The following is a 26,010-nucleotide window of genomic DNA, read 5'->3' on the forward strand; positions in this document are numbered from 1 at the left end:
AGGAGGATTTGTCATGTTGGAATTTGATACGAATTTAGATTCACTTGCTACTATAAAAGTTATCGGTGTTGGCGGCGGCGGAAATAATGCGGTTAACCGAATGATCGAACACGGCGTTCAAGGTGTGGAATTCATTGCGGTTAATACGGATGCACAGGCACTGAACCTTTCCAAAGCTGAAATCAGGATGCAGATCGGCGCAAAACTAACACGCGGACTTGGTGCTGGTGCCAATCCAGAGGTAGGTAAAAAAGCTGCCGAGGAAAGCAAAGAACAAATTGAAGAAGTGCTTAAAGGCGCTGACATGGTATTCGTTACTGCCGGCATGGGTGGAGGAACAGGAACAGGTGCTGCACCGGTAATTGCACAGATCGCTAAGGATCTTGGAGCTTTAACAGTAGGGGTTGTTACACGCCCATTCACTTTTGAAGGCCGCAAGCGCGCTGGACAAGCTGGCGGTGGAATAGGTGCAATGAAGGAAGCGGTAGACACACTGATCGTCATTCCAAACGACCGCTTGCTTGAGATTGTCGACAAAAGTACACCTATGCTTGAAGCATTCCGTGAAGCGGATAATGTTCTTCGCCAGGGTGTTCAGGGTATTTCCGACTTGATTGCTACACCAGGGTTGATCAACCTCGATTTTGCTGATGTGAAGACAATCATGTCCAACAAAGGTTCTGCATTGATGGGCATTGGTGTTGCTTCAGGTGAAAACCGTGCAACTGAAGCTGCTAAGAAAGCAATTTCATCACCATTGCTTGAAACATCCCTTGATGGAGCGCAAGGTGTCCTGATGAACATTACAGGCGGCACAAACCTTAGCCTGTATGAAGTTCAGGAGGCTGCAGATATTGTAGCTTCTGCTTCAGATCAGGACGTCAACATGATCTTCGGTTCCGTAATCAATGAAAACTTAAAAGATGAAATCATCGTTACTGTCATCGCTACAGGCTTCAATGAGGAAGTTGTCCAGCCAAAACCGACAAGACCTGGTTTTGGAGGACAGCAAAAGCCTGGAATAGGCGCAATCAAGCGTGAACAGCCAAAACGCGAAGAAATCCAGCAGGAAGCGCCACGAAGCAATCCATCTTCACAAGGGGATGATGCTCTTGATATTCCAACATTCCTGCGTAACCGTAACAGAAGACGATAATTATACATTATAAGACTAAAAGGTATAGCCATAACGGCTATGCCTTTTTTATGTTTGCTGGAAATCTACTAGGGTGATTTAACATCCAAAAAAAGAATGTGAAGAAGTAGTCATACAGACTATTAAATCTGGCTTCTTTCAACCTGCAGAATAAAAATCAGAAAACTGACAAAATCCGAAGGGATAAGTGAAAATCTCTGTTGTTTTGTTGCCAGAATGTGACACACTTCATATGCCAATGACGATATACTTTTTCGTAACGGAATGATAGAGCAAGAGGCAAACTTGTATCACTTACCATGATCTTGTTCGGTGCCAATCGTATTGCCATCAGATATTTGCTGTTTATGGGGATTTAGCCAGACATTGCGCCATTGACCTTACAAACTAGAGAATATCTGACTGAAAGGGCATAAGGCGTCTGCTATTTTGTACAGGAGGATGAGAGGTGAAGGTCTATCTGGATGTGATCTGGGCATTGAATCTGCTATTTGATACGTTTCTTCTATATTTGGCTGCGATTATCCTGAAGAGGCAGGTTAAGCTTTGGCGTTTGGCGGCAGGAGGAGCTATTGGTTCAGTGCTCATTATATTATCGATAACGCCATTTCATGCGGCAGCCGGACATCCGGCTGGGAAATTACTCTTTTCAATTTTGATGGTACTGGCAGCTTTTGGCTATAAAAGAATGCGGTTTTTCTTAAAAGCACTTATGACTTTTTATGTCACGACTTTCCTGCTTGGAGGTACCTTGACAGGTGTCCACTATTTCATCCAATTTGATATGGATTTGGCCTCAGATGTCGCCATGAATCATATAAAAGGGTTCGGCGACCCTGTCAGCTGGCTGTTTGTGTTATTGGGTTTTCCGCTGGCCTGGCATTTTTCCAGAAGGAATATTGAACAATTCGAAATGACGAAGATCCAATATGATTCCCTTGCTGATGTGGAAGTGAAATTCATGGAGATGGATTTTAACATTAGAGGATTGATTGACAGCGGGAACCAGTTATATGATCCCATTTCTAAACAGCCGGTCATGATTTTATCTATCACCCACTGTTTGGATCGTATACCGACAGAAATCAAAAAGATTGCCGAAAATCCTGATTGTGTATTGTCTGGTGACGGACAATTTTCACAGCAGCTTGAAAACAGAATGAGAATTATTCCATGTAAAGTCGTCGGACAAGAGCATCAGTTAATTATTGCCTTTAATCCGGATCAAATCATGATTACTACGGAAGATGGCATATACAGAGCAGAAAAGAGCCTGATTTCTTTCACAGCACAGGAATTATCGGCAGATGGAAGTTTTCAGTGTATCATCCATCCTAAAATGCTTGCAGGGATGGCAAAGTCAGAGCAGACGGTGAAGGTAAGCTAATATTACTATACTCAGAAATACATAATTTAGAAGGAGGACAATCAATGAAAAATTTGCGGCTTCGGTTATCCTATTACTGGTATAAATTATTAATGAAACTAGGCTTGAAAACAGATGAAATATATTATATCGGCGGTAGCGAAGCGTTGCCCCCTCCTTTAACGAAAGAAGAGGAAGAAGTGCTTTTGAACAAACTTCCTAACGGGGATAAAGCTGCGAGGTCGATTCTGATCGAAAGGAACCTTAGGCTGGTCGTTTACATCGCCCGCAAATTCGAAAACACAGGGATCAACATTGAAGACTTGATCAGCATCGGAACAATCGGATTGATCAAGGCGGTCAATACTTTCAACCCGGAGAAAAAAATCAAGCTGGCTACCTATGCATCCAGGTGTATTGAAAATGAAATCCTGATGTATTTGCGGAGGAATAATAAGCTTCGTTCGGAAGTATCATTTGACGAACCGCTGAATATCGATTGGGATGGAAATGAACTTCTTCTATCCGATGTCCTCGGTACGGATGACGATATTATCACGAAGGATCTCGAATCGAATGTGGATAAAAAATTACTGGTAAAAGCGCTGCAGCAGCTTTCTGACCGCGAAAAACAGATCATGGAATTGCGTTTTGGCCTTGGCAGCGGGGAGGAAAAGACGCAAAAGGATGTAGCGGATATGCTGGGGATTTCCCAGTCGTACATTTCCCGCCTGGAAAAGCGAATCATCAAACGTTTAAGAAAAGAATTCAATAAAATGGTATAGCAGAAAAATTTTCACAAATAAATTTTAACCTTAAAATATCAATAACAAGGGGGTTTGGCCGGCTGATTCTTCCAGAAGGCGTTCCAGCCTCCCGGTAATCAGTGCATATTTTTCCTTCCTGCGGAGATACTGAATTTTGACAGCAGCTCCTGTGAGGAGGGAAAAGATTGACACGAAACAAAGTTGAAATTTGCGGTGTTGATACATCAAAGCTTCCCGTTCTGAAAAACGAGGAAATGAGAAAACTATTTAGAGAGATGCAAAGCGGTGACATCACAGCAAGAGAAAAACTGGTGAATGGGAACCTAAGGCTTGTTTTGAGTGTAATCCAGCGTTTTAACAACCGGGGCGAGTTTGTCGACGATCTGTTTCAGGTCGGGTGTATAGGCCTTATGAAGTCCATTGATAATTTTGATCTGGGACAGAATGTTAAATTTTCAACCTATGCCGTCCCGATGATTATCGGTGAAATCAGACGGTATTTAAGAGATAATAATCCAATCAGAGTCTCTCGTTCACTCAGGGATATCGCATACAAAGCATTGCAGGTACGCGAAAAGCTTATGAGTGAGGCTTCAAGGGAGCCGACTGCAGAAGAAATTGCGAAGGTGCTTGAAGTACCGCATGAAGAGATTGTCTTCGCCCTCGATGCCATACAGGATCCAGTATCTTTGTTCGAACCGATTTATAATGACGGCGGAGATCCAATCTATGTGATGGATCAGCTAAGCGATGAACGGAACAAGGATACGAACTGGATTGAGGAAATCGCCCTGAAAGAGGGGATGAGACGCCTGAATGAAAGGGAAAAGCTGATCTTAAGGAAAAGGTTCTTCCAGGGCAAGACTCAAATGGAAGTAGCTGATGAAATCGGCATTTCCCAGGCCCAGGTCTCACGGCTTGAAAAAGCAGCCATCAAACAAATGAATAAAAATATCCAAAGCTAAGCTGCCTTAACGGGCAGCTTTTTCAATTTTTGAATGCTTTTGCGCAATCATACATCTTTTCCTGATTCATATAATGCTATAAGGGGCGGAAAACGCCACAGTGAAATCCGGAGGGATCTGAATGGTAAAGGTTACCGAGTTCCAGGTGAAAGACGTCGTGAATGTGTCGGATGGAAAAAGACTTGGGAGCATTGAGGATTTTGAAATCAATTTAAATACCGGTAAAATCGAGGCTGTCGTCATTGGGAGTTCCGGCAAGGTACTAGGATTCTTCGGGAAGGAAGAAGAGGTCGTCATACCATGGAGGAACATCCTGAAAATAGGTGAAGATGTCATTTTGGTCCGCTATAAGGACAGTGGAGAATATCTGCTGCAGGAGAATCAGGACCAGTAGCATCGTAATACTGTTATATTGCGGGTAGTATGTGATAAACTAGACAAAAACGTGTGAGGTACAAATTTATGGAGCCATTCATCTTAAAAAGCCAGGAATATTTTTCAATAAAAGAGTGGATGGAGCGCTATCCCGGACTTGAGGCTGGGTTCACGACAAAAAATGGCGGAGTGAGCCAGCTGCAGACCTTTTCGGGTTTGAACTTCGGCTTCCATGTCGGAGATGAGCAGTCATCTGTTTGCGAAAATCGTCTTCTTCTGGCTGAAAAGATCGATTTTCCGCTTTCCAGCTGGGTTGGAGCGGAACAGACCCATGACATCCAGATTGCAAAAATCGACAAAGCCCATCATGGAAAAGGCTCAAGTGATTATGAATCTTCTTTTTCGGCAACGGATGGTTTTTTGACTTCAGAGCAGGGCATTTTGCTGACACTTTGCTATGCAGATTGTGTACCGCTGTATTTTATTGAGCCAGAATCCAGGTTGATTGGCGTCGCGCATGCGGGATGGAAAGGCACCGTCCATGGCATTGCAGGCGAAATGGTCAGCAAATTTAGGCAAAATGGGGCGAAAACCGAAAATATTTCTGCCATAATTGGCCCATCAATATGCAAAAAATGTTATATTGTTGATGAGAGAGTCATCAATTTAGTGAAAAATATACTAGATGGTGTCGATATATTACCATATAATCAAGTTAGTGACGGCCAATATTCTCTCGATTTAAAAGAATTGAACCGCCATATTTTGGTGAAGGCCGGAGTGAAAGACGAGAATATAGAAGTAACCGATTATTGCACAAGCTGCCATAGTGAGCACTTTTATTCCCATAGAAGGGATAAGGGGAATGCAGGCCGTATGATGGCATATATCGGCTGGAAGGAGGATAGCCGTCCATAATGAATGTCGCAGAAAATCTGGAGGTTATCCAGAGTCAAATAGCAAATGCCTGCCAAGCTGCGGGCCGGAGTCCGGACGAGGTGAAAATCATCGCCGTGACCAAATATGTTTCCCCCGAAAGGGCACAGCAAGCGATCGATGCTGGTGTGCTCCATCTCGGTGAAAACAGGGATGAGGGTCTGCTCCATAAAATCAGCCATTTGCAGGACAAGCCTGTGTGGCATTTTATTGGTACTTTACAAACAAGAAAGGTCAAAAGTATCATAGACCACGTTACATATATCCATTCACTGGACAGGCTGTCGCTTGCAAAGGAAATTAACAAACGAGCCAGCTCAAAGGTAAAATGCCTGATTCAGGTGAATGCCTCTGGGGAAGAGAGCAAACACGGATTGAATCCTGAAGATGTCACTGGATTTGTTCAAGAATTGAATCAGTACCCCAATATAGAAGTAAGCGGATTGATGACGATGGCTCCATTTACTGAAGATGAACTGGTGATCCGGAGTTGCTTCAGAACACTGAAAAATCTTCAGGCAGAGATCCAACAGCTTAGACTGGAATATGCTCCATGCCATGAATTGTCAATGGGAATGTCAAATGATTTTAAAATAGCGGTTGAAGAGGGTTCCACTATGGTGCGAATCGGTACAGCCCTGGTAGGCAATGAATCGGAGGTGCAATAATATGAGTTTAAAATCAAAAATAAAGACATTTTTTTTCCTGGAAGATGAATATGACTATAATGATGAGGAAATGCTCGAAGAAGAAACTGAACCATACAAGCCGAGCAAACATCCTGTCCAGCAAAAGCAGAATGTGGTAAGCCTTCAAAGCGTGCAAAAAGCATCCAAGGTTATCCTGATGGAACCAAGGATGTATGCCGAAGCGCAGGAAATTGCTGACCACTTGAAAAATCGCCGGGCTGTTGTCGTGAACCTGCAGCGTATTGAACAAGACCAGGCGAGAAGGATTGTGGATTTCTTAAGCGGAACCGTTTATGCCATCAGTGGTGATATCCAGCGGATCGGCATGAATATCTTTTTATGTACCCCGGATAATGTGGAAGTGACAGGGAATATTTCTGAACTGATGCAGGAGCGGGATTACCAAGAGTCGAGGTGGTAGGGTTAATGGATATAGTGATTGGATTAATAGCCCAATTAGTTGGAATTTATCAATGGGCATTGATAATTTATATTTTCATGTCATGGTTTCCTAATGCAAGGGAAACAGCAATCGGACAATTTTTGGCTCGAATTTGCGAGCCGTTTTTGGAGCCGTTCCGCAGGATCGTGCCTTCAATTGGCATGATTGACATTTCGCCAATCGTGGCGTTTCTAGTATTGAAATTCGCGGTATCAGGCTTGTATCAGTTGGCTCATTGGTTTTAAAAATATGACTATTCTTGCAGGGTCTGATTCAGGCCCTGTTTATTTTCTATTATGCTCTGTTTAAGCTGAATTTTGTTTTTAAAAACCTGTTGATTGTAGTGGAAGGCGCGTAGACTCCTCCGAAAATGCTAACGCATTTCCATCGTGCGTGGGCTGATTCGAGGAAGCTATTCAGTGTCCTGCGGGCGCAGCTGGTCAGGTGAGACCTAGGTGAAATGATTCACGTGAGGAATCATTTGCACCCCGCAGGAGCAAAGCGACGAGGAGGCTCAGCGCCAGCCAAGAAGAATTTGGTCTTTGAAAAAGCTGGCACTTGAGCTTTTTAAATTCTTCCCCCGCGGAAAGCGAAGCGCCTGGAACGAAAATCAACAACCTTGTTTAACAGAGCCTTCTATTAAGGTACCAAAGGAGTAAAGTATGAGTATTTACCAGCATTTCCGTCCTGAGGAACGGGAATTTATCGATCAGGTGATTAACTGGAAAGAATATGTTGAGCAAAATTATGCTCCAAAGCTGACTGATTTCTTGGACCCGCGGGAGCAGCAAATCTTAGGAACTGTCATCGGAAAGCATTCAGAAGTGAAATGGGAATTGTTTGGTGGGGCTGCAGGTACAGAGAGAAAACGGGCGTTTCTGTTTCCAGAGTATTTGGAAGCGAAACAAGAGGATTTTCAAGTTAAGCTTTTCGGCATTGATTATGCCAGTAAGTTCGTGAACATCGAGCATCGACAGGTACTCGGAAGCCTGATGTCACTTGGGCTGAAGCGCGGAAAGTTTGGCGACATCCTTATTGATGGGGATACGGTCCAATTTTTTGCTGCTGCTGAAATCGCCGACTACATCAGATTGCAGCTAGAATCTGTCGGAAGGGCTACAATCAGCCTGGCCGAGCTTCCCCTTGAAGATGCTGCAGCAATTGATGATGAATGGAATGAGATGAGTACCACGGTCTCATCTTTAAGGCTGGATACAGTCATGTCTGCACTGTTCAATCTTTCCAGGCAAAAATCCCAGCTTTTGATCCAGCATGGGCATGTGAAAGTCAATTGGACAGCTATCGAAAATACAGCATTTGAATGTGGTGAAGGGGATGTCATCTCTGCTCGCGGATATGGGCGTGCGAAAATCATCACAATTGAAGGGAAAACGAAAAAAGATAAATATCGAGTTATTGCCGGAAGAAAAAAATAATTATATAGTAAAGAAGAAGGATTTTTAGTCTTTTTGTCGAATCATTGCTTTAAGTACATAAAGGATTATAACGAAATGGGAGGTGGCGTAATGCCTTTAACGCCGTTAGATATACACAACAAAGAATTCAATAAGGGATTTCGCGGGTATGATGAAGATGAAGTGAATGAGTTCCTTGATCAAGTCATCAAGGACTACGAACTAATAATCCGTGAAAAAAAAGAAATGGAAGAAAAGCTGAATGAAATGAATTCCAGGCTTGGCCATTTTACAAATATAGAAGAAACCTTGAATAAATCAATCGTTATTGCCCAGGAAGCTGGGGAAGAAGTCCGCCGCAACGCGCAAAAAGAGGCAAAGCTGATCGTTAAGGAAGCGGAAAAGAACGCTGATCGAATCATCAATGAATCCTTATCCAAAGCACGAAAAATTGCCCTGGAGATTGAAGAATTGAAGAAACAGTCCAAAGTATTCAGGACAAGATTCAAGATGCTGATTGAAGCACAGCTTGATATGCTGAATACCGATGATTGGGATCACCTGCTTGAATATGAGCTTGATTCAACAGAATTAAAGGCGACTGCAAGAGAAGAAGAAGATTCACTGGCTTGACGCAGGCACGCTGTTTCGCATATAATTTCATAACAAAGTGCAATACATGACAGAAACGATGACAGGGACAGTATGGCGTTCCAGTTGCTTGCTTTTTCAGCGAAATGGGGAAGGTGGAAGCCCATTGCAAGCGGATTGCCAGAAGATCACCCGATAGTTCCGAGCTGAACATCCAATCAGGATCAGTAAGCACAGGCGTGACATTCGCGTTAAGAATGCTAAGAGGACAGGATCACGATGATCCTTGTCTATTTAGGGTGGTACCGCGGGAAATAAACCTTCTCGTCCCTTTTCAGGGATGAGGAGGTTTTTTTATTTTTCATGATTGATTTCGAACATGTATGCAACGGTAAAAATAGGAGGATCAATAAAATGGAGTACAAAGACACTTTGCTCATGCCGAAGACTGAGTTTCCAATGCGCGGAAACCTTCCAAACAGGGAACCGGAAATCCAGGCAAAATGGGAAGAAATGAATATCTATGAAAAGGTTCAAAAACACACTGAAGGGCGTCCGCTGTTCATCTTGCATGACGGACCTCCATATGCCAATGGAGACATCCATATGGGCCACGCATTGAATAAAATCCTGAAAGATTTTATCGTCCGTTATAAGTCAATGAGCGGTTTCTGCTCACCTTATGTTCCTGGTTGGGACACACATGGCCTGCCGATTGAACAGGCGTTGACGAACAAAGGCGTTAAGCGCAAGGAAATGACAGTCGCTGAGTTCAGAAAGCTTTGTGAAGAATATGCTTACCAACAGATTGACAACCAGCGTGAACAGTTCAAGCGTCTTGGTGTTCGCGGTGACTGGGAAAATCCTTATATCACATTGAAGCCAGAATATGAGGCACAGCAAATCAAGGTATTTGGTGAAATGGCAAAGAAAGGCTATATCTACAAAGGCAAAAAGCCAGTGTACTGGTCACCATCAAGTGAATCTGCGCTGGCAGAAGCAGAAATCGAATACCAGGATAAGCGTTCAGCTTCCATCTATGTTGGATTCCCGGTAAAAGACGGGAAAGGTGTTCTTGATCAGGATGTGGAAATCGTCATCTGGACAACAACTCCTTGGACAATTCCTGCCAACCTTGGGATTTCTGTTCACCCTGACCTCACTTATGTGGTAGTGGAGGCTGACAATAAGAAATATCTAGTTGCCGAAGCTCAGCTTGAAGCTGTTGCGAAGGAAATCGGCTGGGAAGAGGTTTCTGCTGTCAAGAAAGTTTCTGGTAAAGAGCTTGAAGGTGTTCTTGCAAAACATCCAATCTACGGCCGCGATTCCCTGGTGATGCTTGGAGAGCATGTTACGACTGATGCTGGTACAGGTTGCGTACACACTGCTCCGGGACACGGTGAGGATGACTTCCATGTCGGCCAGAAATACGGTCTGGATGTTTTATGTCCTGTTGATGATAAGGGTGTCATGACTGCTGAGGCAGAAGGATTTGAAGGTTTATTCTATGATCAGGCTAATAAGCCAATCACCGAAAAACTTGAGGAAGTCGGTGCGTTATTGAAGTTAAGCTTCATTACACACTCCTATCCGCATGACTGGAGAACAAAGAAGCCGGTTATCTTCCGCGCTACTGCCCAATGGTTCGCTTCAATCAAAGACTTCCGCAGCGAGTTGCTCAAGGCAGTGGAAGAAACGAAATGGGTTCCGGCATGGGGAGAAACAAGATTGTTCAACATGGTCCGCGACCGCGGTGACTGGTGTATTTCCCGCCAGCGTGCGTGGGGTGTTCCAATCCCAGTATTCTACGCTGAGAACGGGCAAGAAATCATCACAGATGAAACGATTGAACATGTTTCAAACCTGTTCCGCGAGCACGGCTCAAACATATGGTTCGAAAAAGAAGCGAAGGAATTGCTGCCTCAAGGCTTCAGCCATCCTGGCAGCCCGAACGGCCATTTTACGAAAGAAACTGATATCATGGATGTTTGGTTCGATTCAGGATCCTCTCACCAGGCAGTGCTTGTCGAGCGTGATGAACTGCAGCGTCCAGCAGACCTTTACCTTGAAGGGTCTGACCAGTACCGCGGCTGGTTCAACTCATCTCTATCTACTGGGGTAGCTGTCACAGGTAAGGCACCATACAAAGGTGTACTAAGCCATGGTTTTGCTCTGGATGGCGAAGGCCGCAAGATGAGTAAGTCAATCGGGAACGTCGTCGTTCCTGCCAAGGTCATGAACCAGCTGGGAGCTGATATCCTTCGTCTATGGGTTGCATCCGTTGACTATCAATCAGATGTACGTGTATCTGACGCAATTCTAAAACAGGTTGCCGAGGTATATCGTAAAATCCGTAACACATTCAGGTTCTTGCTTGGAAACCTGTCAGACTTCAATCCTGAGACTGATGCGGTTCCATTCGACCAGCTTCGTGAAGTCGACCAGTTCATGCTTGTGAAGCTCAACAAGTTAATCAAATATGTACGCAATGCCTATGACAACTATGAATTCGCGGGTGTATACCATGCGGTGAATAACTTCTGTACTTTAGATTTGAGTGCTTTCTATCTTGATTTTGCGAAAGATGTTCTTTACATCGAAGCAGCAGATAACGCAGAGCGCCGTGCAATTCAGACAGTATTGCACGAAAGCCTGCTTGCATTGGTTAAGCTTACTGCTCCAATCCTTTCACATACTGCTGATGAGGTTTGGGCTTTCATACCTTCTGCCAAGGAAGATAGTGTCCAGCTTACAGATATGCCTGAAGCCAAAGAAGTCGCAAACGCTGAAGCACTTGAGAAGAAATGGAATGCATTCATGAAGCTTCGTGACGATGTCCTGAAGGCTCTTGAAGAAGCAAGAAATGAGAAAGTGATCGGAAAGTCACTGACTGCCAAGGTATCCTTATATGTCAATGACAGCACGAAAGAACTGCTCGATTCCATCTCTGAAAACTTAAGCCAGCTGTTCATCGTTTCAGGCTTTGAGGTAGCCGGAAGCTACGACCAGGCTCCTGAAAATGCGATCAAACTCGAGAATGCGGCAATCGTCGTCACAAAAGCAGAAGGCGAAACCTGCGAAAGATGCTGGGTTGTCACTCCGGAAGTCGGCAAGGTGGAAGAACATCCAACACTTTGCGAACGCTGTGCAACAGTTGTAAAAGAAAATTACTAATCCGTTATATGAAACTCCGGGTTTTCGAACCCGGAGTTTTTTTATCATGTCAAATATCTTCCTGCTCCGGGAATTCCTGCAGTTCATGTTAAAACTTTAACTGAGTCAGCAAATGGCAACGGGAAATAATAGCTGTAAACAGGAACGGGGGCAGAAATATGGAAGGTAATCTTGATTACATTTACAACGAGCTCCGCGAAACAAGAATAGAATTGTTAACGTACCTGAACTATAGTCAAAGTGATGTTAGGATTTTACATTATATCAAGGATGAACTTCGCGATATCGAAGCAGCACTGGAAAAAATCGAAAATGGCGAATATGGAATATGTGAAATATCCGGAGAATACCTGCCATATGAGTTTTTGCAGACCATCCCAACAGCCAGGTCTGCAGGAGAATTGGCGCAAATAGAACAATACTGCCGGAAACCGATTTACTCGTGATGGGTTCGTGGCAATCCCTATGAAATTCACGAGTTGAAAGCTGGAAATTGGAAAAAATCAGTGAAAATTTCCAAGTCGCCAATAAAAATCGGTTTTCGCCAATAAACTGTGCATTATCGCCAATAAAATAAATTTTCCGCCAATAAAACATTGAAAATCGCCAATAAAAATATTTTTTCGCCAATAAACAAACCGTAATTTAATTTCTGGGAAAATCGAGATAAAAACCTCCAGTTTCCAACTGAATATTTCAATTTGCATATGTTAAACCAGTGTAGAATGCGAGCAACAATACTAAAACTGATAAAATCTGTAGTTTTGACCGCAGATGTGCTAAAATGCAAAGGTGATATATGAATTGCTTTTGATGTGGAGGGTACCTTTGTGTTTTATTACATAATTGCGCTGTTTGTTATTTTGCTTGATCAGATTACTAAATGGTTAATTGTTAAAAACATGGAGCTTGGAGATAGCATAAAGGTCATTGAGAATTTCTTGTACATCACTTCTCACCGCAACCGTGGGGCTGCATGGGGAATCCTGCAGGGGCAAATGTGGTTCTTTTATGTCATTACCATCGCAGTGGTGATTGGCCTTGTCATTTATATTCAAAAGGCAGCGAAAGGCAAACTGCTGCTGGGAGTTTCGCTTGGTTTCATGCTTGGCGGGGCAATAGGTAATTTTATCGACAGGGTATTCCGGAAAGAAGTAGTTGATTTCGTCAACACATATATTTTTGGTTACGATTTCCCTATTTTCAATATCGCGGATTCTGCTCTTGTCATTGGAGTGGGTCTGTTGATGATTGATATGATCAGGGAAGAGAGAGAGGCGAAAAGGAAAGCTTATGGAGAAAATGGAACACATCATCAGTGAGGAACAGGCTGGTGACAGAATAGATAAAGTCGTTTCAACATTGGATTCTGAATGGTCAAGAAGCCAGGTCCAGCAATGGATCAAGGAAGGCAATGTACTTGTAAATGGAACCCAGGTAAAAACAAACTATAAATGCAGCCTGGATGACAAACTGGAAATCGTCATTCCTGAACCAGAAATCCTTGACGTCATTCCTGAAGAGATGGATCTTGAAATTTATTATGAGGACCATGATGTCCTTGTAGTAAACAAGCCAAAAGGAATGGTGGTTCATCCTGCACCAGGCCATATGACGGGCACGCTTGTAAATGGTCTGATGGCACATTGCAAAGATTTGTCTGGAATCAATTGTGTATTGCGCCCCGGTATCGTCCACCGGATTGACAAGGATACATCAGGCCTGCTGATGGTCGCTAAAAATGACATGGCACATGAAAGCCTAGTGAACCAGCTTGTTGCCAAATCGGTAACCCGAAAATACAAAGCGCTCGTCCATGGAAATATCCCGCATGACCATGGCACAATCGACGCGCCGCTCGGACGTGATTCAAAAGACCGCCAGAGCATGACAGTTGTCGATAATGGGAAAAATGCTGTCACACACTTTAATGTGCTCGAACGGTTCCAGGACTTCACCTTGGTTGAGTGCCAGCTTGAAACAGGAAGGACTCACCAGATTCGTGTCCACATGAAATACATCGGTTATCCGCTTGCCGGGGATCCGAAATATGGTCCGAAAAAGACGCTAGAGCTTGGCGGACAGGCATTGCATGCCGGCCTCCTTGGGTTTGACCACCCGAGAACAGGCGAATATCTTGAATTTGAAGCGCCGATTCCTGACTATTTCACGGAGCTTTTAAATCAATTAAGAGAAAATCGTTGACAAAGTTCAACAAGTATCTTAAGATGACTATAGTTTAATAAGTCCTTTAAAGACAGTCCCGTGAGGCTGAGAAGGAAACGGATCTGCAACAGGCATTATTCTATGCCTCGATGCAATTTACACTACACGTTTACCCTCTTGCCCGAACTGGCAGGAGGGTTTTTTACTTAAATCCGTTTTCAAACCATAGAAAGAGAAGGAGTGAAAACAAATGTCCGAAAAAGCGGTTGTCCTGGACAACCAGGGAATTCGCCGGGCGTTGACGAGGATCGCCCATGAAATCATTGAAAGAAACAAAGGGATCGAACATTGTGTCCTGGTTGGCATCCGCACGAGAGGAATTTATATAGCCAATCGGCTGGCAGAGAGAATCCGCGAGATTGAAGGGGCGGAAATGCCGGTAGGTGAACTTGATATCACTCTGTACCGCGATGACTTGACCACGAAAACCATTGACATGGAGCCTGAAGTAAAAGGCTCGGATATTCCGGTGGACGTATCAAATAAAAAGGTGATCCTAGTTGACGATGTACTCTATACAGGCAGGACAGTCCGTGCCGCAATGGATGCGCTGATTGACATCGGTCGTCCGGCGACCATCCAGCTTGCAGTCCTGGTTGACAGAGGTCACAGGGAGCTGCCGATCAGGGCAGACTTTGTAGGAAAAAACATCCCGACCTCAAGTTCGGAAAAAATTGTGGTTGAACTGCAGGAAGTGGATGAAGAAGACCGCGTAAGCATTTTTGAAAAATAAATAGTGCCCTTTTAATAACAGTCCAGAGAGGCTGGAAAGGGGGAGCGCAACGCCGATGGCTTTGTGCGGGCTTTTTTACCCACCCTCTTTGCATCCACTCACTGGCAAAGAGGGTTTTTCTTTTTATAAAAGAAAGGGGATATTACAGATGAATACAAAACCAATCCTGGATATAAAAGACGTACCATCACCTTTTCAATGGGTGACACTAAGCCTTCAGCACTTATTCGCCATGTTTGGCGCTACAATCCTTGTACCTTATCTTGTGGGCTTAAGCCCGGCAATCGCCTTGATCTCAAGCGGACTTGGGACGATCGCCTTCCTGATCATCACAAAATTCCAGGTTCCAGCTTACCTGGGGTCCTCCTTCGCTTTTATCGCACCCGTCATCGCAGCCAAAGCAGGCGGCGGACCGGGAGCAGCCATGGTCGGGACCTTCCTTGCCGGCCTTGTATATGGAATCGTCGCTTTAATCATCAAGAAAGCAGGCTATCGCTGGATCATGAAGTTGTTGCCGCCTGTAGTTGTAGGCCCGGTTATCATCGTAATTGGACTTTCATTAGCTGGTACTGCAGTTAGCATGGCAATGAATAACCCTGGAACGAATGAGTACAGCTTGATCCACTTCTCTGCTGCACTTGTGACGCTTGCCGCAACAATCGTCTTCTCGATTTATGGAAAAGGAATGCTGAGCATGGTTCCGATCTTAGGGGGAATCGTAGTCGGATATCTATATTCCCTCTCGATTGGGATTGTAGACTTCAGCGGTGTAAAAGCAGCAAAAGTATTTGAAATGCCAGATTTCATCTTCCCGTTTGTAGATTATGATATAAGCATCAGCTTGAAACTTGTCCTTCTGATGGTACCAGTCGCAATCGTAACTCTATCTGAACACATTGGCCATCAGCTTGTGTTAAGCAAGGTTGTCGGCAAAGACTATATAAAAGAACCAGGCCTTCACCGTTCGATCATGGGTGATGGTATGGCAACGATGATTTCCGGCTTGATCGGCGGCCCACCAAAAACGACTTACGGCGAAAACATCGGTGTGCTGGCAATCACAAGAGTATATAGTGTCTATGTCCTGCTTGGAGCGGCAATCATCGCGACAGTATTCGGCTTCATCGGTAAAATCACAGCGCTGATCAGCTCGATTCCAACACCAGTTATGGGCGGAGTATCCATCCTGTTGTTCGGGATCATTGCATCATCAGGATTAAGAATGCTGGTTGACAGCAAAATCGATTTTGGCAACACACGTAACCTTGTCGTCTCATCAGTCATCCTTGTAATCGGGATTGGCGGAGCATTCATCAAGGTAAATGAAAACTTCGAAATTCATGGCATGGCTTTAGCGGCTTTGGTAGGTGTCATCCTGAACCTTGTCCTGCCTGGACGTCCAGAGATCCAGGAAGATATGTTCGAACTTGAATCTGAAAAAAAAACTGAGTTAAAGAACGATGTAGCATAGTTCCACCTTTTAAAAAGGTCCAGAGAGGCTTAAAAGGGTGTTATGAGCGAACCGGCTTATTTCAGCGTATACTTAAACACGCATTCATGCGGTTTTATGCCGGAAAGTTCATGTAAAAGCACCCTGTTGAATTCAACAGGGTGCTTTTTTTGCAAATAGAGGGGAGGATCAAGCATGAAATGGGATCTGCTGACAACATCAAAGCTGAGAATAGATGAAATAGAGGGAATTCTAAAGAGCGCAACGGGCTTTGCCAGGGGGGAAATCTGGCAGCCAAAAGGAAGGGTTTTTATCAGTAATTTGTTTTTTGAACCGAGCACCAGGACAAAATCAAGTTTTGAAATGGCCGAACGCAAATTGGGTCTCGAGGTTATTCCATTTGAGGTGCAGACATCCAGCGTTTTAAAAGGCGAGACATTGTATGACACAGTCAGGACACTCGAGGCGATTGGAACGGATGCCGTCGTGATCAGGCATAGTGCTGATAATTATTTTGCAGAACTGGAAAAGGGCATATCCATCCCGGTCATTAATGCCGGCGATGGCAAAGGTCATCATCCAACACAATCATTGCTTGACCTGATGACCATTCAGCAGGAATTCGGAAGCTTCTCAGGGTTGAAAGTAGCAATCATCGGGGATATCCTTCACAGCCGGGTGGCACGGTCCAATGCTGATGCGCTTGTGAGGCTCGGAGCCAGGATTATTTTTTCAGGGCCTGAAAGCTGGGTGGACATTCATGAACTTCCGCAAGCCTGCGAGTATATGGAAGTGGATGATGCAGTACGTGTGGCTGATGTTGTGATGCTGCTCCGCGTCCAGCATGAACGCCATGACGGAAAGCTCCTTTTTGAGAAAAATGACTACCATAATCGCTTCGGCTTAACGCTGGAACGAGAAAAGCAGATGAAAAGAGAAAGTATCATTCTCCATCCAGCACCGGTCAATCGCGGTGTAGAAATTGCAGACGGATTAGTGGAGTGTTCTAAATCGAGGATCTTCAAGCAGATGGAAAATGGTGTCTACATAAGAATGGCAGTGTTGAAAAGGGCACTTGAAAAAAGAAATGGGGGAATGGAAGATGTCAATGCTAATCAAAAATGGCAAACTGCTTACTGAGAACGGGTTTGAAAATGTTGAGATTCTAATAGAAAACGGAAAAATCTTAAAGGTTGAACCTCAAATCTCAATAGAAGCAGAAGAAATCATTGATGCAGACGGAAAGCTGCTGGCACCAGGACTGGTGGACCTCCATATACACCTTCGCGAGCCAGGCGGTGAAAAGAAAGAAACGATTGCAACCGGGACACTTGCAGCAGCGAAAGGCGGATTTACCACCGTTGCCGCCATGCCGAACACAAGACCCGTACCGGACAGTAAAGCCCAGATGGAATGGCTGCAGGAAAGGATACAGGAAACTGCTTCAGTTAGGGTGTTGCCATATGCTTCGATCACTGTCCGAGAACTGGGCCAGGAGCTCACCAATTTCGCTGAACTGAAAGAAGCAGGTGCCTTCGCACTGACTGATGACGGAGTAGGAGTCCAATCAGCAGGAATGATGCTTGAAGCGATGAAAAGGGCTGCAAAGCTTGATATGGCTGTCGTCGCTCATTGTGAGGACAATACACTGATCAACAAAGGCTCGCTTCATGAGGGAAAAAAAGCTGCAGAGCTTGGCATCAACGGAATCCCATCAGTATGCGAGTCAGTTCATATCGCCAGGGATATCCTTCTTGCTGAAGAAGCGGGCTGCCATTACCATGTCTGCCATATCAGCACGAAGGAATCTGTCAGGGCAGTGCGCGATGCAAAACGGTACGGCATCAAGGTTACTGCAGAAGTAACTCCACACCATTTGATTTTGAGTGAAGAGGATATACCAGGGAATGATGCCAATTTTAAAATGAACCCTCCGCTAAGGAGCAAAGCCGACCAGGAAGCACTGATTGAAGGATTGCTGGATGGCACGATCGATTTTATCGCTACAGACCACGCGCCGCATACCAGCGGGGAAAAAGCAGAAGGAATTGAACTTGCGCCATTCGGGATTGTCGGCCTGGAGACAGCATTCCCGCTCTTATACACACATCTTGTTGAAAAAAAGGTCCTTACACTAAAGGAACTGATTGACTTTTTGACCATCAAGCCTGCAAAAGCATTCGGGCTGCCATATGGGGAGTTGAAGCCTGGTGCACCTGCAGATATCGTTCTGATTGATCTCGATCAGGAAAAAGAGATTAATCCAGATGAATTTTTATCAAAAGGAAAGAACACACCATTCGGCGGCTGGAACTGCAAGGGCTGGCCAGTACTGACAATTGCTGAAGGAAAAATAGTCTGGGAAAAGGGAGTTGTTAAGGCATGAAGAAGCAGCTGATATTGGAAGATGGAACGGTTTTTGTGGGAGAAGGCTTTGGAAGTGAAACTCAGACGACAGGAGAGGTTGTTTTCAATACTGGTATGACCGGCTATCAGGAAATCCTGTCTGACCCATCCTACTGCGGCCAAATCGTGACATTGACCTATCCCTTGATTGGAAATTACGGAATCAATAGGGATGATTTTGAGTCGATCAATCCTGCAGTCCAGGGATTAATCGTTAAAGAGAATGCCGAATTCCCTTCTAACTGGCGTGCTGAACTGTCATTGCACGATTACCTTAAAATGAAAAACATTCCGGGAATTGCCGGGATCGATACAAGGAAACTGACAAAAATCATTCGCCAGCACGGAACGTTGAAAGGCATGATTTGCGGTATTGAAGAGAATGCCGAAGAGATTGTTGCAAAATTGAAAATGAAAAACCTGCCAAATGACCAGGTGAAGCAGGTATCAACAAAAACACCTTATCCAAGCCCAGGCCGCGGACATAGAGTTGTCCTGGTTGATTTCGGGCTGAAGCACGGGATTTTGAGAGAATTGAATAAAAGAAACTGTGATGTGATTGTCGTTCCATACAATACGACTGCCGAAGAAATTCTCAGCCTTAGTCCTGATGGCATCATGCTTTCAAACGGACCTGGGGACCCAAAGGACGTCCCGGAAGCAATCGAAATGATCCAGGGTTTGCTCGGCAAGGTGCCGCTGTTTGGAATCTGCCTTGGCCATCAGCTGTTCGCGCTTGCTTGCGGAGCCAATACCGAGAAAATGAAATTCGGCCATCGAGGTTCGAACCATCCGGTGAAAGATATACGGACAGGGAGGGTCGCGCTGACATCCCAAAACCATGGATATACGGTAAAAGAAGATTCAGTAACAGGAACAGAACTGGAGATCACCCATATTGCCCTTAATGATGGCACAATCGAAGGGCTTTCCCACAAAAATGTGGCGGCATTCACTGTACAATATCATCCGGAGGCATCACCAGGACCGGAGGATGCAAACGGATTGTTCAATCAATTCATGGAGTTAGTTGAAGCAGAAAAAAAGGAGGTTGTCGCACATGCCAAAGCGTAAAGATGTACAGACAATTTTAGTTATAGGTTCAGGGCCAATCATCATCGGCCAGGCGGCGGAATTCGATTATGCAGGCACACAGGCATGCATCGCATTAAGGGAAGAAGGCTACAAGGTCATCCTTGTCAACTCCAATCCGGCGACAATCATGACGGACACGGAAATTGCCGATGTTGTATACATAGAACCCCTTACACAGGAGTTTGTATCAAGGATCATCCGCAAGGAGCGCCCGGATGCAATCCTTCCGACCCTTGGCGGGCAGACCGGCTTGAACCTGGCTGTCGAACTGGCCAATTCAGGAGTATTGGATGAATGCGGCGTACAAATCCTCGGAACCAAACTTGAAGCAATCAACCAGGCTGAGGACAGGGAGCTGTTCAGGAATCTGATGAACGAGCTTGGGCAGCCGGTTCCGGACAGCGAAATCATCCATAGCCTTGAAGAGGCATATGCATTCGTAGAAAGTATCGGCTACCCCGTGATCGTCCGTCCCGCTTTCACAATGGGAGGAACTGGCGGCGGAATCTGCAGCAATGAAAAAGAATTGATTGAAATCGTGACAAGCGGAATTAAAAACAGCCCGGTAGGACAATGCCTGCTCGAGAAAAGCATTGCCGGATTCAAGGAAATTGAGTATGAAGTGATGCGCGACAGCAATGATAATGCCATTGTAGTCTGCAATATGGAGAATTTCGATCCGGTTGGCGTCCACACAGGGGATTCAATCGTTGTCGCACCTAGCCAGACATTGAGTGACCGTGAATACCAGCTGCTCAGGAACGCAAGCCTGAAAATCATCAGGGCACTTAAAATCGAGGGCGGCTGCAATGTACAGCTGGCGCTTGACCCAGACAGCTTCAATTACTATGTAATCGAGGTGAACCCACGTGTCAGCCGGTCGTCCGCACTGGCTTCCAAGGCGACAGGATACCCGATTGCCAAGCTGGCTGCAAAGATCGCGATAGGGTTGACACTCGATGAAATGCTGAATCCGGTCACAGGTAAAACATATGCCTGCTTTGAACCGGCACTGGATTATGTCGTAACAAAAATTCCGCGCTGGCCATTCGATAAGTTCGAATCCGCCAACCGAACACTGGGTACGCAAATGAAAGCCACCGGCGAAGTCATGGCAATCGGCAGAAACTTTGAGGAGTCTTTGCTAAAAGCAATCCGTTCACTTGAGGCGGACGTCACCCATCTTTCACTGAATAATAAAGATGAAATCGATGATGAACTGCTTGAAAAAAGGATCCGCAAAGCAGGGGATGAGCGACTGTTTTATCTTGCGGAAGCGATCAGAAGAGGTATCACCATCGAAACGCTGCACAGCTGGAGCAAAATCGACTTATTCTTCCTATATAAATTAGAGAGATTAATAGCTTTCGAAAAGGAGCTGTCGGCACAGCCATTCGAGCTCGAAACAGCCAGGACCGCGAAACAAAAAGGCTTTGCCGATAAGGTCATCGCCAAACTGTGGAAGGTGACAGAAAAAGAAGTATACCAATGGCGCATAGATAATGGGCTGACTCCTGTCTTTAAAATGGTCGACACTTGTGCGGCTGAATTCGAATCTGGAACTCCATACTTCTATGGTACCTACGAGGAAGAGAATGAGTCGATCGTGACGGAAAAGCCAAGCGTCATCGTACTGGGGTCCGGTCCAATCAGGATTGGTCAGGGAATCGAATTCGACTATGCTACCGTCCACTCTGTCAAAGCTATAAAAGAGGCAGGCTATGAAGCAATCATCGTCAATAATAACCCGGAAACGGTATCTACCGATTTCAGCATCTCTGATAAATTGTACTTCGAACCACTAACAATTGAAGACGTCATGAACATCGTGAACCTGGAGAAACCGATTGGCGCTGTCGTCCAATTCGGGGGCCAGACAGCTATCAATCTAGCTTCGAAGCTGGTGGACAGAGGGGTTAAAATACTTGGCACAAGCCTTGAGGACCTAGACCGTGCAGAGGACAGAGACAAGTTTGAATATGCTCTTTCAGACCTGAACATTCCGCTGCCAAAAGGAAGCACAGCAAAATCAGTAAAAGAGGCAGCCGCAATAGCAGCGGAAATTGGTTACCCAGTCCTCGTCCGCCCATCCTATGTACTTGGCGGCAGAGCAATGGAAATCGTCTACAAAGAAGAAGAGCTGCTTTTCTATATGAAAAATGCAGTAAAGGTAAATCCAGATTATCCGGTACTGATTGACCGTTACCTGACTGGAAAAGAAGTTGAAGTGGACGCGATTTCGGATGGCAAAAATGTATTGATTCCCGGGATCATGGAGCACATCGAGAGAGCCGGCGTCCACTCAGGTGATTCAATCGGAGTCTATCCGCCGCAAAGCCTGAGTGAAGAAGTAAAACAAAAGCTAGTATCCTATACAATCGACCTTGCAAGAGGACTAAACATCGTAGGCTTGCTGAATATCCAGTATGTAATCGCGAATGAAGAGGTTTTTGTTCTGGAAGTCAATCCGCGTTCAAGCAGGACGGTACCATTCCTGAGCAAGATCACGAATGTGCCGATGGCAAAAATCGCCACAAAAGTAATCCTTGGACAAAGCATTGAAGACCAGGGCTACCAGACTGGACTTGTACCAGAACAAGAGGGAGTGTTTGTCAAAGTACCGGTGTTCTCCTTTGAAAAACTGCGCCGCGTGGACATTACGTTAGGACCTGAAATGAAATCGACAGGTGAAGTAATGGGCAAGGATACAACGCTTGAAAAAGCTCTGTATAAAGGCATGATCGCTGCCGGAATGAAATTCAAGGAATTCGGGACTGTGCTGCTGACAGTGGCGGATAAAGATAAAGAAGAAGCACTGGCGTTAGCCAAAAGGTTCTCGAGCATCGGCTATCAGCTGATGGCTACCGAGGGCACGGCAAAATACCTGCAAAATAACGGAATCAAAGTCAAAACAGTCGGCAAGATTGGCTCTCCTGGCCAGAACCTGATTGATGTCATCCGTAAAGGGGAAGCTCAGATGGTCATCAATACGCTTACAAAAGGAAAACAGCCTGAACGCGACGGCTTCAGGATTCGCCGTGAATCAGTTGAAAATGGCGTGCCTTGCCTGACGTCCCTGGATACAGCAAAAGCGATTTTAAGAGTCATTGAATCTATGACTTTCTCAGCGGATGCCTTAAAGCCAATGGAGCAAGCCAAAGAAGGTGTCCTTTCATGATCAGGCAGGAAATCTGCAAAGTTGTCAGCAACAGGCAGATTGCCGACAATATCTTTGAACTTGTACTAAGCGGTGACCTTTCTGCCGAAATGGACCAGCCTGGACAGTTTGTTCATGTAAAAACTGGTGAAGGATTCGATCCGCTCTTGCGCCGCCCGATCAGCATTGCTTCAATCAATGATGGAACCTTCACAATCATATACAGGAGGCAGGGAAGAGGCACTTCCCTGCTTGCCGAAAGAACACCCGGGATGTCAGTCGATGTCCTCGGCCCGCTGGGAAATGGATTCCCGGTAACGGAGGCAAAGCCTGGGCAAACCGCAATCCTGGTTGGGGGCGGAGTGGGGGTCCCGCCGATGTACGAGTTGGCCAAACAGCTAGCCCAAAAAGGGGTAACAGTGATCAGCATTATCGGATTCCAATCAGCACATGCTGTTTTTTATGAAAAAGAACTGGGCGAATTTGGTGAAGTTTATGTCGCGACGGTTGATGGATCTCACGGCCGAGAAGGGTTTGTAACAGATATTCTTCAGGGCCAGGAAGCGGATATCATTTACGCTTGCGGTCCGACACCTATGCTAAGAGCCATCGAGAATGGAAACTATGCGGCGAAAACCTACCTGTCGCTCGAGGAACGGATGGGCTGCGGCATCGGCGCGTGCTTTGCCTGTGTTTGCCATACGAAGGACGATCTCAAAGGATTCTCATACAAAAAGGTTTGCAGCGACGGACCAGTATTTAAAGCAGGGGAGGTTGTCATATGAGTTCACTATCAATCGAGCTGCCTGGGCTTCTTCTGAAAAATCCAGTCATGCCTGCATCCGGCTGCTTCGGATTTGGCAGGGAGTTCAGCCAATTGTACGACCTGAGTCTGCTCGGGGCAATAATGATCAAAGCAACGACTCCCGAACCGCGCTTCGGAAATCCTACACCAAGGGTCGCGGAAACACCAGGCGGGATGCTGAATGCCATCGGCTTGCAAAACCCCGGCTTGGAAAAGGTGTTCAATGAGGAACTGCCCTGGCTCAGTGAATTCGATGTACCAATTATTGCAAACATAGCTGGTTCTACGGAGGATGATTACGTCGCTGTCGCTGAACAGCTGTCAAAGGCACCAAATGTTAAAGCGCTTGAATTGAATATCTCATGTCCGAATGTCAAAACTGGCGGAATCGCTTTTGGTACGGATCCTGAAATGGCAAAGGCACTGACAAAAAAGGTAAAAGAAGTGTCAGAAGTGCCTGTATATGTGAAGCTCTCCCCTAATGTTACTGACATCGTCAGTATCGCGAAGGCGGTTGAGAATGGCGGCGCTGACGGGATTACGATGATCAATACATTGCTTGGAATGAGAATTGACCTTTCAACTGGTCAGCCAATACTTGCGAATAAGACGGGAGGGTTATCCGGCCCATCTGTAAAACCAGTAGCCATCAGGATGATCTATGAGGTCAGCCAGCGCGTTTCCATCCCGATCATCGGCATGGGTGGCATCCAATCAGCAGAGGATGTGGTCGAATTTTTCCTTGCCGGAGCAAGCGCAGCGGCGGTTGGAACCCAGAATTTCGTTGATCCGTTTGTATGCCCGAAAATCATAGAAGAATTGCCCGAAATCCTGGAAAATCTAGGGGCAGAGCATATCTCAGAATTAACCGGGAGGAGCTGGAAGAAGAATGAAAGACTCGCTTATTATCGCCCTTGATTTTCCAAACAAAGGGCAGGTGCTGGATTTCCTTGAACCATTCAGAAATGAGCAGCTTTTTGTCAAGGTTGGAATGGAGCTCTTTTATTCTGAAGGACCGTCCATCATCGAGGAGTTAAAAAAGCAGAATCGCAAAATTTTCCTCGATTTGAAGCTTCATGACATCCCGAATACAGTAAAAAGTGCAATGAAGGTTCTTGCGGGTTTAGGCTGCGACCTTGTCAATGTCCACGCTGCTGGGGGTTCGGAAATGATGACAGCGGCGCTCGAAGGTCTGGATGCAGGCACACCATCAGGTCTAAAGCGTCCTGATTGCATTGCGGTTACACAGCTGACAAGCACATCTGAAGCCCAGGTCAATACAGAACAGCAAATCGGTGTTTCCTTACAGGAATCCGTGTTGAATTACGCAGAATTAGCCAAAAAATCAGGTTTGGATGGTGTTGTCTGTTCACCTCATGAAGCCGGCATGATTCATCACCGATTGGGATGGGAATTTCATACCGTGACACCGGGAATCCGTCCAGTGGAAAGCGGGAAGCAGGACCAGAAACGGACAGCCACCCCGGAGTTCGCCAGAGAACAAGGAATCTCGGCAATCGTTGTCGGCAGGCCAATCACCCGTGCTGCCAATCCGCTTGAGAGCTACCTTAAAATTAAAAGTGACTGGAAGGGTGTTAGAATATGAGAAAAGAAATTGCAGAATCCTTGCTTGAAATCGAAGCGGTAAGCTTACAGCCAGACAATCCATTCACATGGTCGTCAGGACTGAAATCACCCATATACTGTGACAACAGATTGACACTCTCTTATCCTGCTGTCCGCAGAATAGTGGCTAAAGGATTAAAGGATCTCATCGAGCAGCATTTCCCAGAGACTGAGATGGTTGCCGGAACAGCTACTGCTGGGATCCCTCACGCCGCCTGGGTAAGTGAACTGCTGGATCTTCCTTTGTGTTATGTACGTTCTAAAGCAAAGGGACATGGAAAAGGCAATCAGATTGAAGGCAAGGTGACGGAAGGACAGAAAGTAGTGGTTGTAGAGGATCTGATCTCAACTGGGGGCAGTGTAATCGAAGCCGTCCAGGCTTTGCGGAACGCAGGCTGTCAGGTGCTTGGAGTGGTCTCTATTTTTACATACGAACTGGCAAAAGGAGAACAGCAGCTGAAATCGTCTAATATAGAAGCATACTCATTGACAGATTTCAGTACACTGGCAAAAATCGCGGAACAAAAGGGACTGATAACGAAGGAGAACCTTAGCAGCCTGGAAGAATGGAAACAGGATCCGGCTGAATGGGGAACAGCTAAAAACTCTTGACCCTCGCAAAAAAAGAAGAGAACC

At 45.5% G+C, this 26,010-nt stretch carries 25 protein-coding genes and 1 other annotated feature; all 25 genes read left to right on the forward strand.

What is annotated here, in order from left to right; all coding sequences use genetic code 11:
* Positions 1-13: 13 nt before the first annotated feature.
* The 25 genes from ftsZ (at position 14) to pyrE (ending at position 25,986) form a co-directional block, all read left to right on the forward strand.
* Entirely contained in the window at positions 14-1,156 is a 1,143-nt protein-coding gene (ftsZ, locus tag QNH36_RS08675; protein ID WP_144474800.1) for a cell division protein FtsZ, read from the forward strand.
* Positions 1,157-1,604: 448 nt separating this feature from the next.
* Complete coding sequence (gene spoIIGA / locus QNH36_RS08680; RefSeq protein WP_144474801.1) at positions 1,605-2,543, forward strand: sigma-E processing peptidase SpoIIGA; 939 nt, start codon at positions 1,605-1,607, stop codon at positions 2,541-2,543.
* Positions 2,544-2,587: 44 nt separating this feature from the next.
* The gene (gene sigE, locus QNH36_RS08685; RefSeq protein WP_251542120.1) at positions 2,588-3,307 is read left to right on the forward strand and encodes an RNA polymerase sporulation sigma factor SigE; all 720 of its coding nucleotides are present in this window, start codon (positions 2,588-2,590) and stop codon (positions 3,305-3,307) included.
* A gap of 167 nt (positions 3,308-3,474) precedes the next feature.
* Positions 3,475-4,254, forward strand: a complete 780-nt coding sequence (gene sigG, locus QNH36_RS08690; RefSeq protein ID WP_144474803.1) for an RNA polymerase sporulation sigma factor SigG — start codon at positions 3,475-3,477, stop codon at positions 4,252-4,254.
* A gap of 121 nt (positions 4,255-4,375) precedes the next feature.
* Complete coding sequence (locus QNH36_RS08695) at positions 4,376-4,648, forward strand: YlmC/YmxH family sporulation protein (RefSeq protein ID WP_144474804.1); 273 nt, start codon at positions 4,376-4,378, stop codon at positions 4,646-4,648.
* Positions 4,649-4,716: 68 nt separating this feature from the next.
* Positions 4,717-5,547, forward strand: coding sequence for a peptidoglycan editing factor PgeF (gene pgeF / locus QNH36_RS08700; RefSeq protein ID WP_144474805.1), 831 nt, complete (start codon positions 4,717-4,719; stop codon positions 5,545-5,547).
* On the forward strand, positions 5,547-6,233 hold the full coding sequence (locus QNH36_RS08705; protein ID WP_144474806.1) for a YggS family pyridoxal phosphate-dependent enzyme: 687 nt from the start codon (positions 5,547-5,549) through the stop codon (positions 6,231-6,233). Before pgeF ends, QNH36_RS08705 begins: the two co-directional genes overlap by 1 nt.
* 1 nt (position 6,234) lies before the next feature.
* Positions 6,235-6,675, forward strand: a complete 441-nt coding sequence (locus QNH36_RS08710) for a cell division protein SepF (protein WP_144474807.1) — start codon at positions 6,235-6,237, stop codon at positions 6,673-6,675.
* Between the two features lie 5 nt (positions 6,676-6,680).
* Positions 6,681-6,941 (forward strand): YggT family protein, encoded by a 261-nt coding sequence (locus QNH36_RS08715; RefSeq protein WP_144474808.1) that lies wholly within the window; start codon positions 6,681-6,683, stop codon positions 6,939-6,941.
* Between the two features lie 417 nt (positions 6,942-7,358).
* Complete coding sequence (locus tag QNH36_RS08720; protein WP_144474809.1) at positions 7,359-8,132, forward strand: YlmH family RNA-binding protein; 774 nt, start codon at positions 7,359-7,361, stop codon at positions 8,130-8,132.
* A gap of 90 nt (positions 8,133-8,222) precedes the next feature.
* Positions 8,223-8,744 (forward strand): DivIVA domain-containing protein, encoded by a 522-nt coding sequence (locus QNH36_RS08725; protein WP_144474810.1) that lies wholly within the window; start codon positions 8,223-8,225, stop codon positions 8,742-8,744.
* Positions 8,745-8,793: 49 nt separating this feature from the next.
* Positions 8,794-9,037: a binding site (T-box leader), on the forward strand.
* Positions 9,038-9,116: 79 nt separating this feature from the next.
* Entirely contained in the window at positions 9,117-11,876 is a 2,760-nt protein-coding gene (gene ileS / locus QNH36_RS08730; protein WP_144474811.1) for an isoleucine--tRNA ligase, read from the forward strand.
* 158 nt (positions 11,877-12,034) lie between these two features.
* Entirely contained in the window at positions 12,035-12,322 is a 288-nt protein-coding gene (locus QNH36_RS08735; protein ID WP_283905042.1) for a TraR/DksA C4-type zinc finger protein, read from the forward strand.
* 384 nt (positions 12,323-12,706) lie between these two features.
* The gene (gene lspA / locus QNH36_RS08740) at positions 12,707-13,198 is read left to right on the forward strand and encodes a signal peptidase II (protein WP_144474813.1); all 492 of its coding nucleotides are present in this window, start codon (positions 12,707-12,709) and stop codon (positions 13,196-13,198) included.
* Positions 13,170-14,081 (forward strand): RluA family pseudouridine synthase, encoded by a 912-nt coding sequence (locus QNH36_RS08745; protein WP_283905043.1) that lies wholly within the window; start codon positions 13,170-13,172, stop codon positions 14,079-14,081. Before lspA ends, QNH36_RS08745 begins: the two co-directional genes overlap by 29 nt.
* Before the next feature lie 211 nt (positions 14,082-14,292).
* Positions 14,293-14,835 carry a bifunctional pyr operon transcriptional regulator/uracil phosphoribosyltransferase PyrR gene (gene pyrR / locus QNH36_RS08750; protein WP_144474815.1) on the forward strand — a complete coding sequence of 181 codons (543 nt, stop codon included), beginning with the start codon at positions 14,293-14,295 and terminating at the stop codon, positions 14,833-14,835.
* A 148-nt stretch (positions 14,836-14,983) separates the two neighbouring features.
* Complete coding sequence (locus QNH36_RS08755; protein WP_144474816.1) at positions 14,984-16,306, forward strand: solute carrier family 23 protein; 1,323 nt, start codon at positions 14,984-14,986, stop codon at positions 16,304-16,306.
* Between the two features lie 174 nt (positions 16,307-16,480).
* The gene (locus QNH36_RS08760) at positions 16,481-17,425 is read left to right on the forward strand and encodes an aspartate carbamoyltransferase catalytic subunit (RefSeq protein WP_144474817.1); all 945 of its coding nucleotides are present in this window, start codon (positions 16,481-16,483) and stop codon (positions 17,423-17,425) included.
* Positions 17,388-18,671: a dihydroorotase gene (locus QNH36_RS08765; protein WP_283905044.1), complete on the forward strand. Its 1,284-nt coding sequence runs from the start codon at positions 17,388-17,390 to the stop codon at positions 18,669-18,671. Before QNH36_RS08760 ends, QNH36_RS08765 begins: the two co-directional genes overlap by 38 nt.
* Positions 18,668-19,765, forward strand: a complete 1,098-nt coding sequence (locus tag QNH36_RS08770; protein ID WP_283905045.1) for a carbamoyl phosphate synthase small subunit — start codon at positions 18,668-18,670, stop codon at positions 19,763-19,765. The genes QNH36_RS08765 and QNH36_RS08770 overlap by 4 nt, the downstream gene beginning before the upstream one ends.
* On the forward strand, positions 19,752-22,964 hold the full coding sequence (gene carB, locus QNH36_RS08775; RefSeq protein WP_283905046.1) for a carbamoyl-phosphate synthase large subunit: 3,213 nt from the start codon (positions 19,752-19,754) through the stop codon (positions 22,962-22,964). The genes QNH36_RS08770 and carB overlap by 14 nt, the downstream gene beginning before the upstream one ends.
* On the forward strand, positions 22,961-23,728 hold the full coding sequence (locus tag QNH36_RS08780) for a dihydroorotate dehydrogenase electron transfer subunit (RefSeq protein WP_283905047.1): 768 nt from the start codon (positions 22,961-22,963) through the stop codon (positions 23,726-23,728). The genes carB and QNH36_RS08780 overlap by 4 nt, the downstream gene beginning before the upstream one ends.
* The gene (locus QNH36_RS08785; RefSeq protein WP_251542091.1) at positions 23,725-24,666 is read left to right on the forward strand and encodes a dihydroorotate dehydrogenase; all 942 of its coding nucleotides are present in this window, start codon (positions 23,725-23,727) and stop codon (positions 24,664-24,666) included. Before QNH36_RS08780 ends, QNH36_RS08785 begins: the two co-directional genes overlap by 4 nt.
* Entirely contained in the window at positions 24,638-25,354 is a 717-nt protein-coding gene (gene pyrF, locus QNH36_RS08790; protein WP_283905048.1) for an orotidine-5'-phosphate decarboxylase, read from the forward strand. Before QNH36_RS08785 ends, pyrF begins: the two co-directional genes overlap by 29 nt.
* Positions 25,351-25,986, forward strand: a complete 636-nt coding sequence (gene pyrE, locus QNH36_RS08795) for an orotate phosphoribosyltransferase (RefSeq protein WP_283905049.1) — start codon at positions 25,351-25,353, stop codon at positions 25,984-25,986. The genes pyrF and pyrE overlap by 4 nt, the downstream gene beginning before the upstream one ends.
* Positions 25,987-26,010: the final 24 nt, after the last annotated feature.

Source organism: Mesobacillus sp. AQ2 (genome assembly GCF_030122805.1).
Classification (GTDB): Bacteria; Bacillota; Bacilli; order Bacillales; family Cytobacillaceae; genus Mesobacillus; species Mesobacillus oceanisediminis_A.

Bases quoted from the DNA above. Each gene is read 5' to 3' on its own strand.
- QNH36_RS08710 (WP_144474807.1), top strand. From the start codon at position 6,235: ATGAGTTTAAAATCAAAAATAAAGACATTTTTTTTCCTGGAAGATGAA.
- QNH36_RS08705 (WP_144474806.1), top strand. From the start codon at position 5,547: ATGAATGTCGCAGAAAATCTGGAGGTTATCCAGAGTCAAATAGCAAAT.
- ileS (WP_144474811.1), top strand. From the start codon at position 9,117: ATGGAGTACAAAGACACTTTGCTCATGCCGAAGACTGAGTTTCCAATG.
- QNH36_RS08735 (WP_283905042.1), top strand. From the start codon at position 12,035: ATGGAAGGTAATCTTGATTACATTTACAACGAGCTCCGCGAAACAAGA.
- QNH36_RS08755 (WP_144474816.1), top strand. From the start codon at position 14,984: ATGAATACAAAACCAATCCTGGATATAAAAGACGTACCATCACCTTTT.
- pyrR (WP_144474815.1), top strand. From the start codon at position 14,293: ATGTCCGAAAAAGCGGTTGTCCTGGACAACCAGGGAATTCGCCGGGCG.
- carB (WP_283905046.1), top strand. From the start codon at position 19,752: ATGCCAAAGCGTAAAGATGTACAGACAATTTTAGTTATAGGTTCAGGG.
- QNH36_RS08760 (WP_144474817.1), top strand. From the start codon at position 16,481: ATGAAATGGGATCTGCTGACAACATCAAAGCTGAGAATAGATGAAATA.
- ftsZ (WP_144474800.1), top strand. From the start codon at position 14: ATGTTGGAATTTGATACGAATTTAGATTCACTTGCTACTATAAAAGTT.
- QNH36_RS08770 (WP_283905045.1), top strand. From the start codon at position 18,668: ATGAAGAAGCAGCTGATATTGGAAGATGGAACGGTTTTTGTGGGAGAA.
- QNH36_RS08745 (WP_283905043.1), top strand. From the start codon at position 13,170: ATGGAGAAAATGGAACACATCATCAGTGAGGAACAGGCTGGTGACAGA.
- pyrF (WP_283905048.1), top strand. From the start codon at position 24,638: ATGAAAGACTCGCTTATTATCGCCCTTGATTTTCCAAACAAAGGGCAG.
- pgeF (WP_144474805.1), top strand. From the start codon at position 4,717: ATGGAGCCATTCATCTTAAAAAGCCAGGAATATTTTTCAATAAAAGAG.
- pyrE (WP_283905049.1), top strand. From the start codon at position 25,351: ATGAGAAAAGAAATTGCAGAATCCTTGCTTGAAATCGAAGCGGTAAGC.
- QNH36_RS08765 (WP_283905044.1), top strand. From the start codon at position 17,388: ATGTCAATGCTAATCAAAAATGGCAAACTGCTTACTGAGAACGGGTTT.
- QNH36_RS08715 (WP_144474808.1), top strand. From the start codon at position 6,681: ATGGATATAGTGATTGGATTAATAGCCCAATTAGTTGGAATTTATCAA.
- QNH36_RS08720 (WP_144474809.1), top strand. From the start codon at position 7,359: ATGAGTATTTACCAGCATTTCCGTCCTGAGGAACGGGAATTTATCGAT.
- QNH36_RS08695 (WP_144474804.1), top strand. From the start codon at position 4,376: ATGGTAAAGGTTACCGAGTTCCAGGTGAAAGACGTCGTGAATGTGTCG.
- QNH36_RS08785 (WP_251542091.1), top strand. From the start codon at position 23,725: ATGAGTTCACTATCAATCGAGCTGCCTGGGCTTCTTCTGAAAAATCCA.
- sigE (WP_251542120.1), top strand. From the start codon at position 2,588: ATGAAAAATTTGCGGCTTCGGTTATCCTATTACTGGTATAAATTATTA.
- QNH36_RS08725 (WP_144474810.1), top strand. From the start codon at position 8,223: ATGCCTTTAACGCCGTTAGATATACACAACAAAGAATTCAATAAGGGA.
- QNH36_RS08780 (WP_283905047.1), top strand. From the start codon at position 22,961: ATGATCAGGCAGGAAATCTGCAAAGTTGTCAGCAACAGGCAGATTGCC.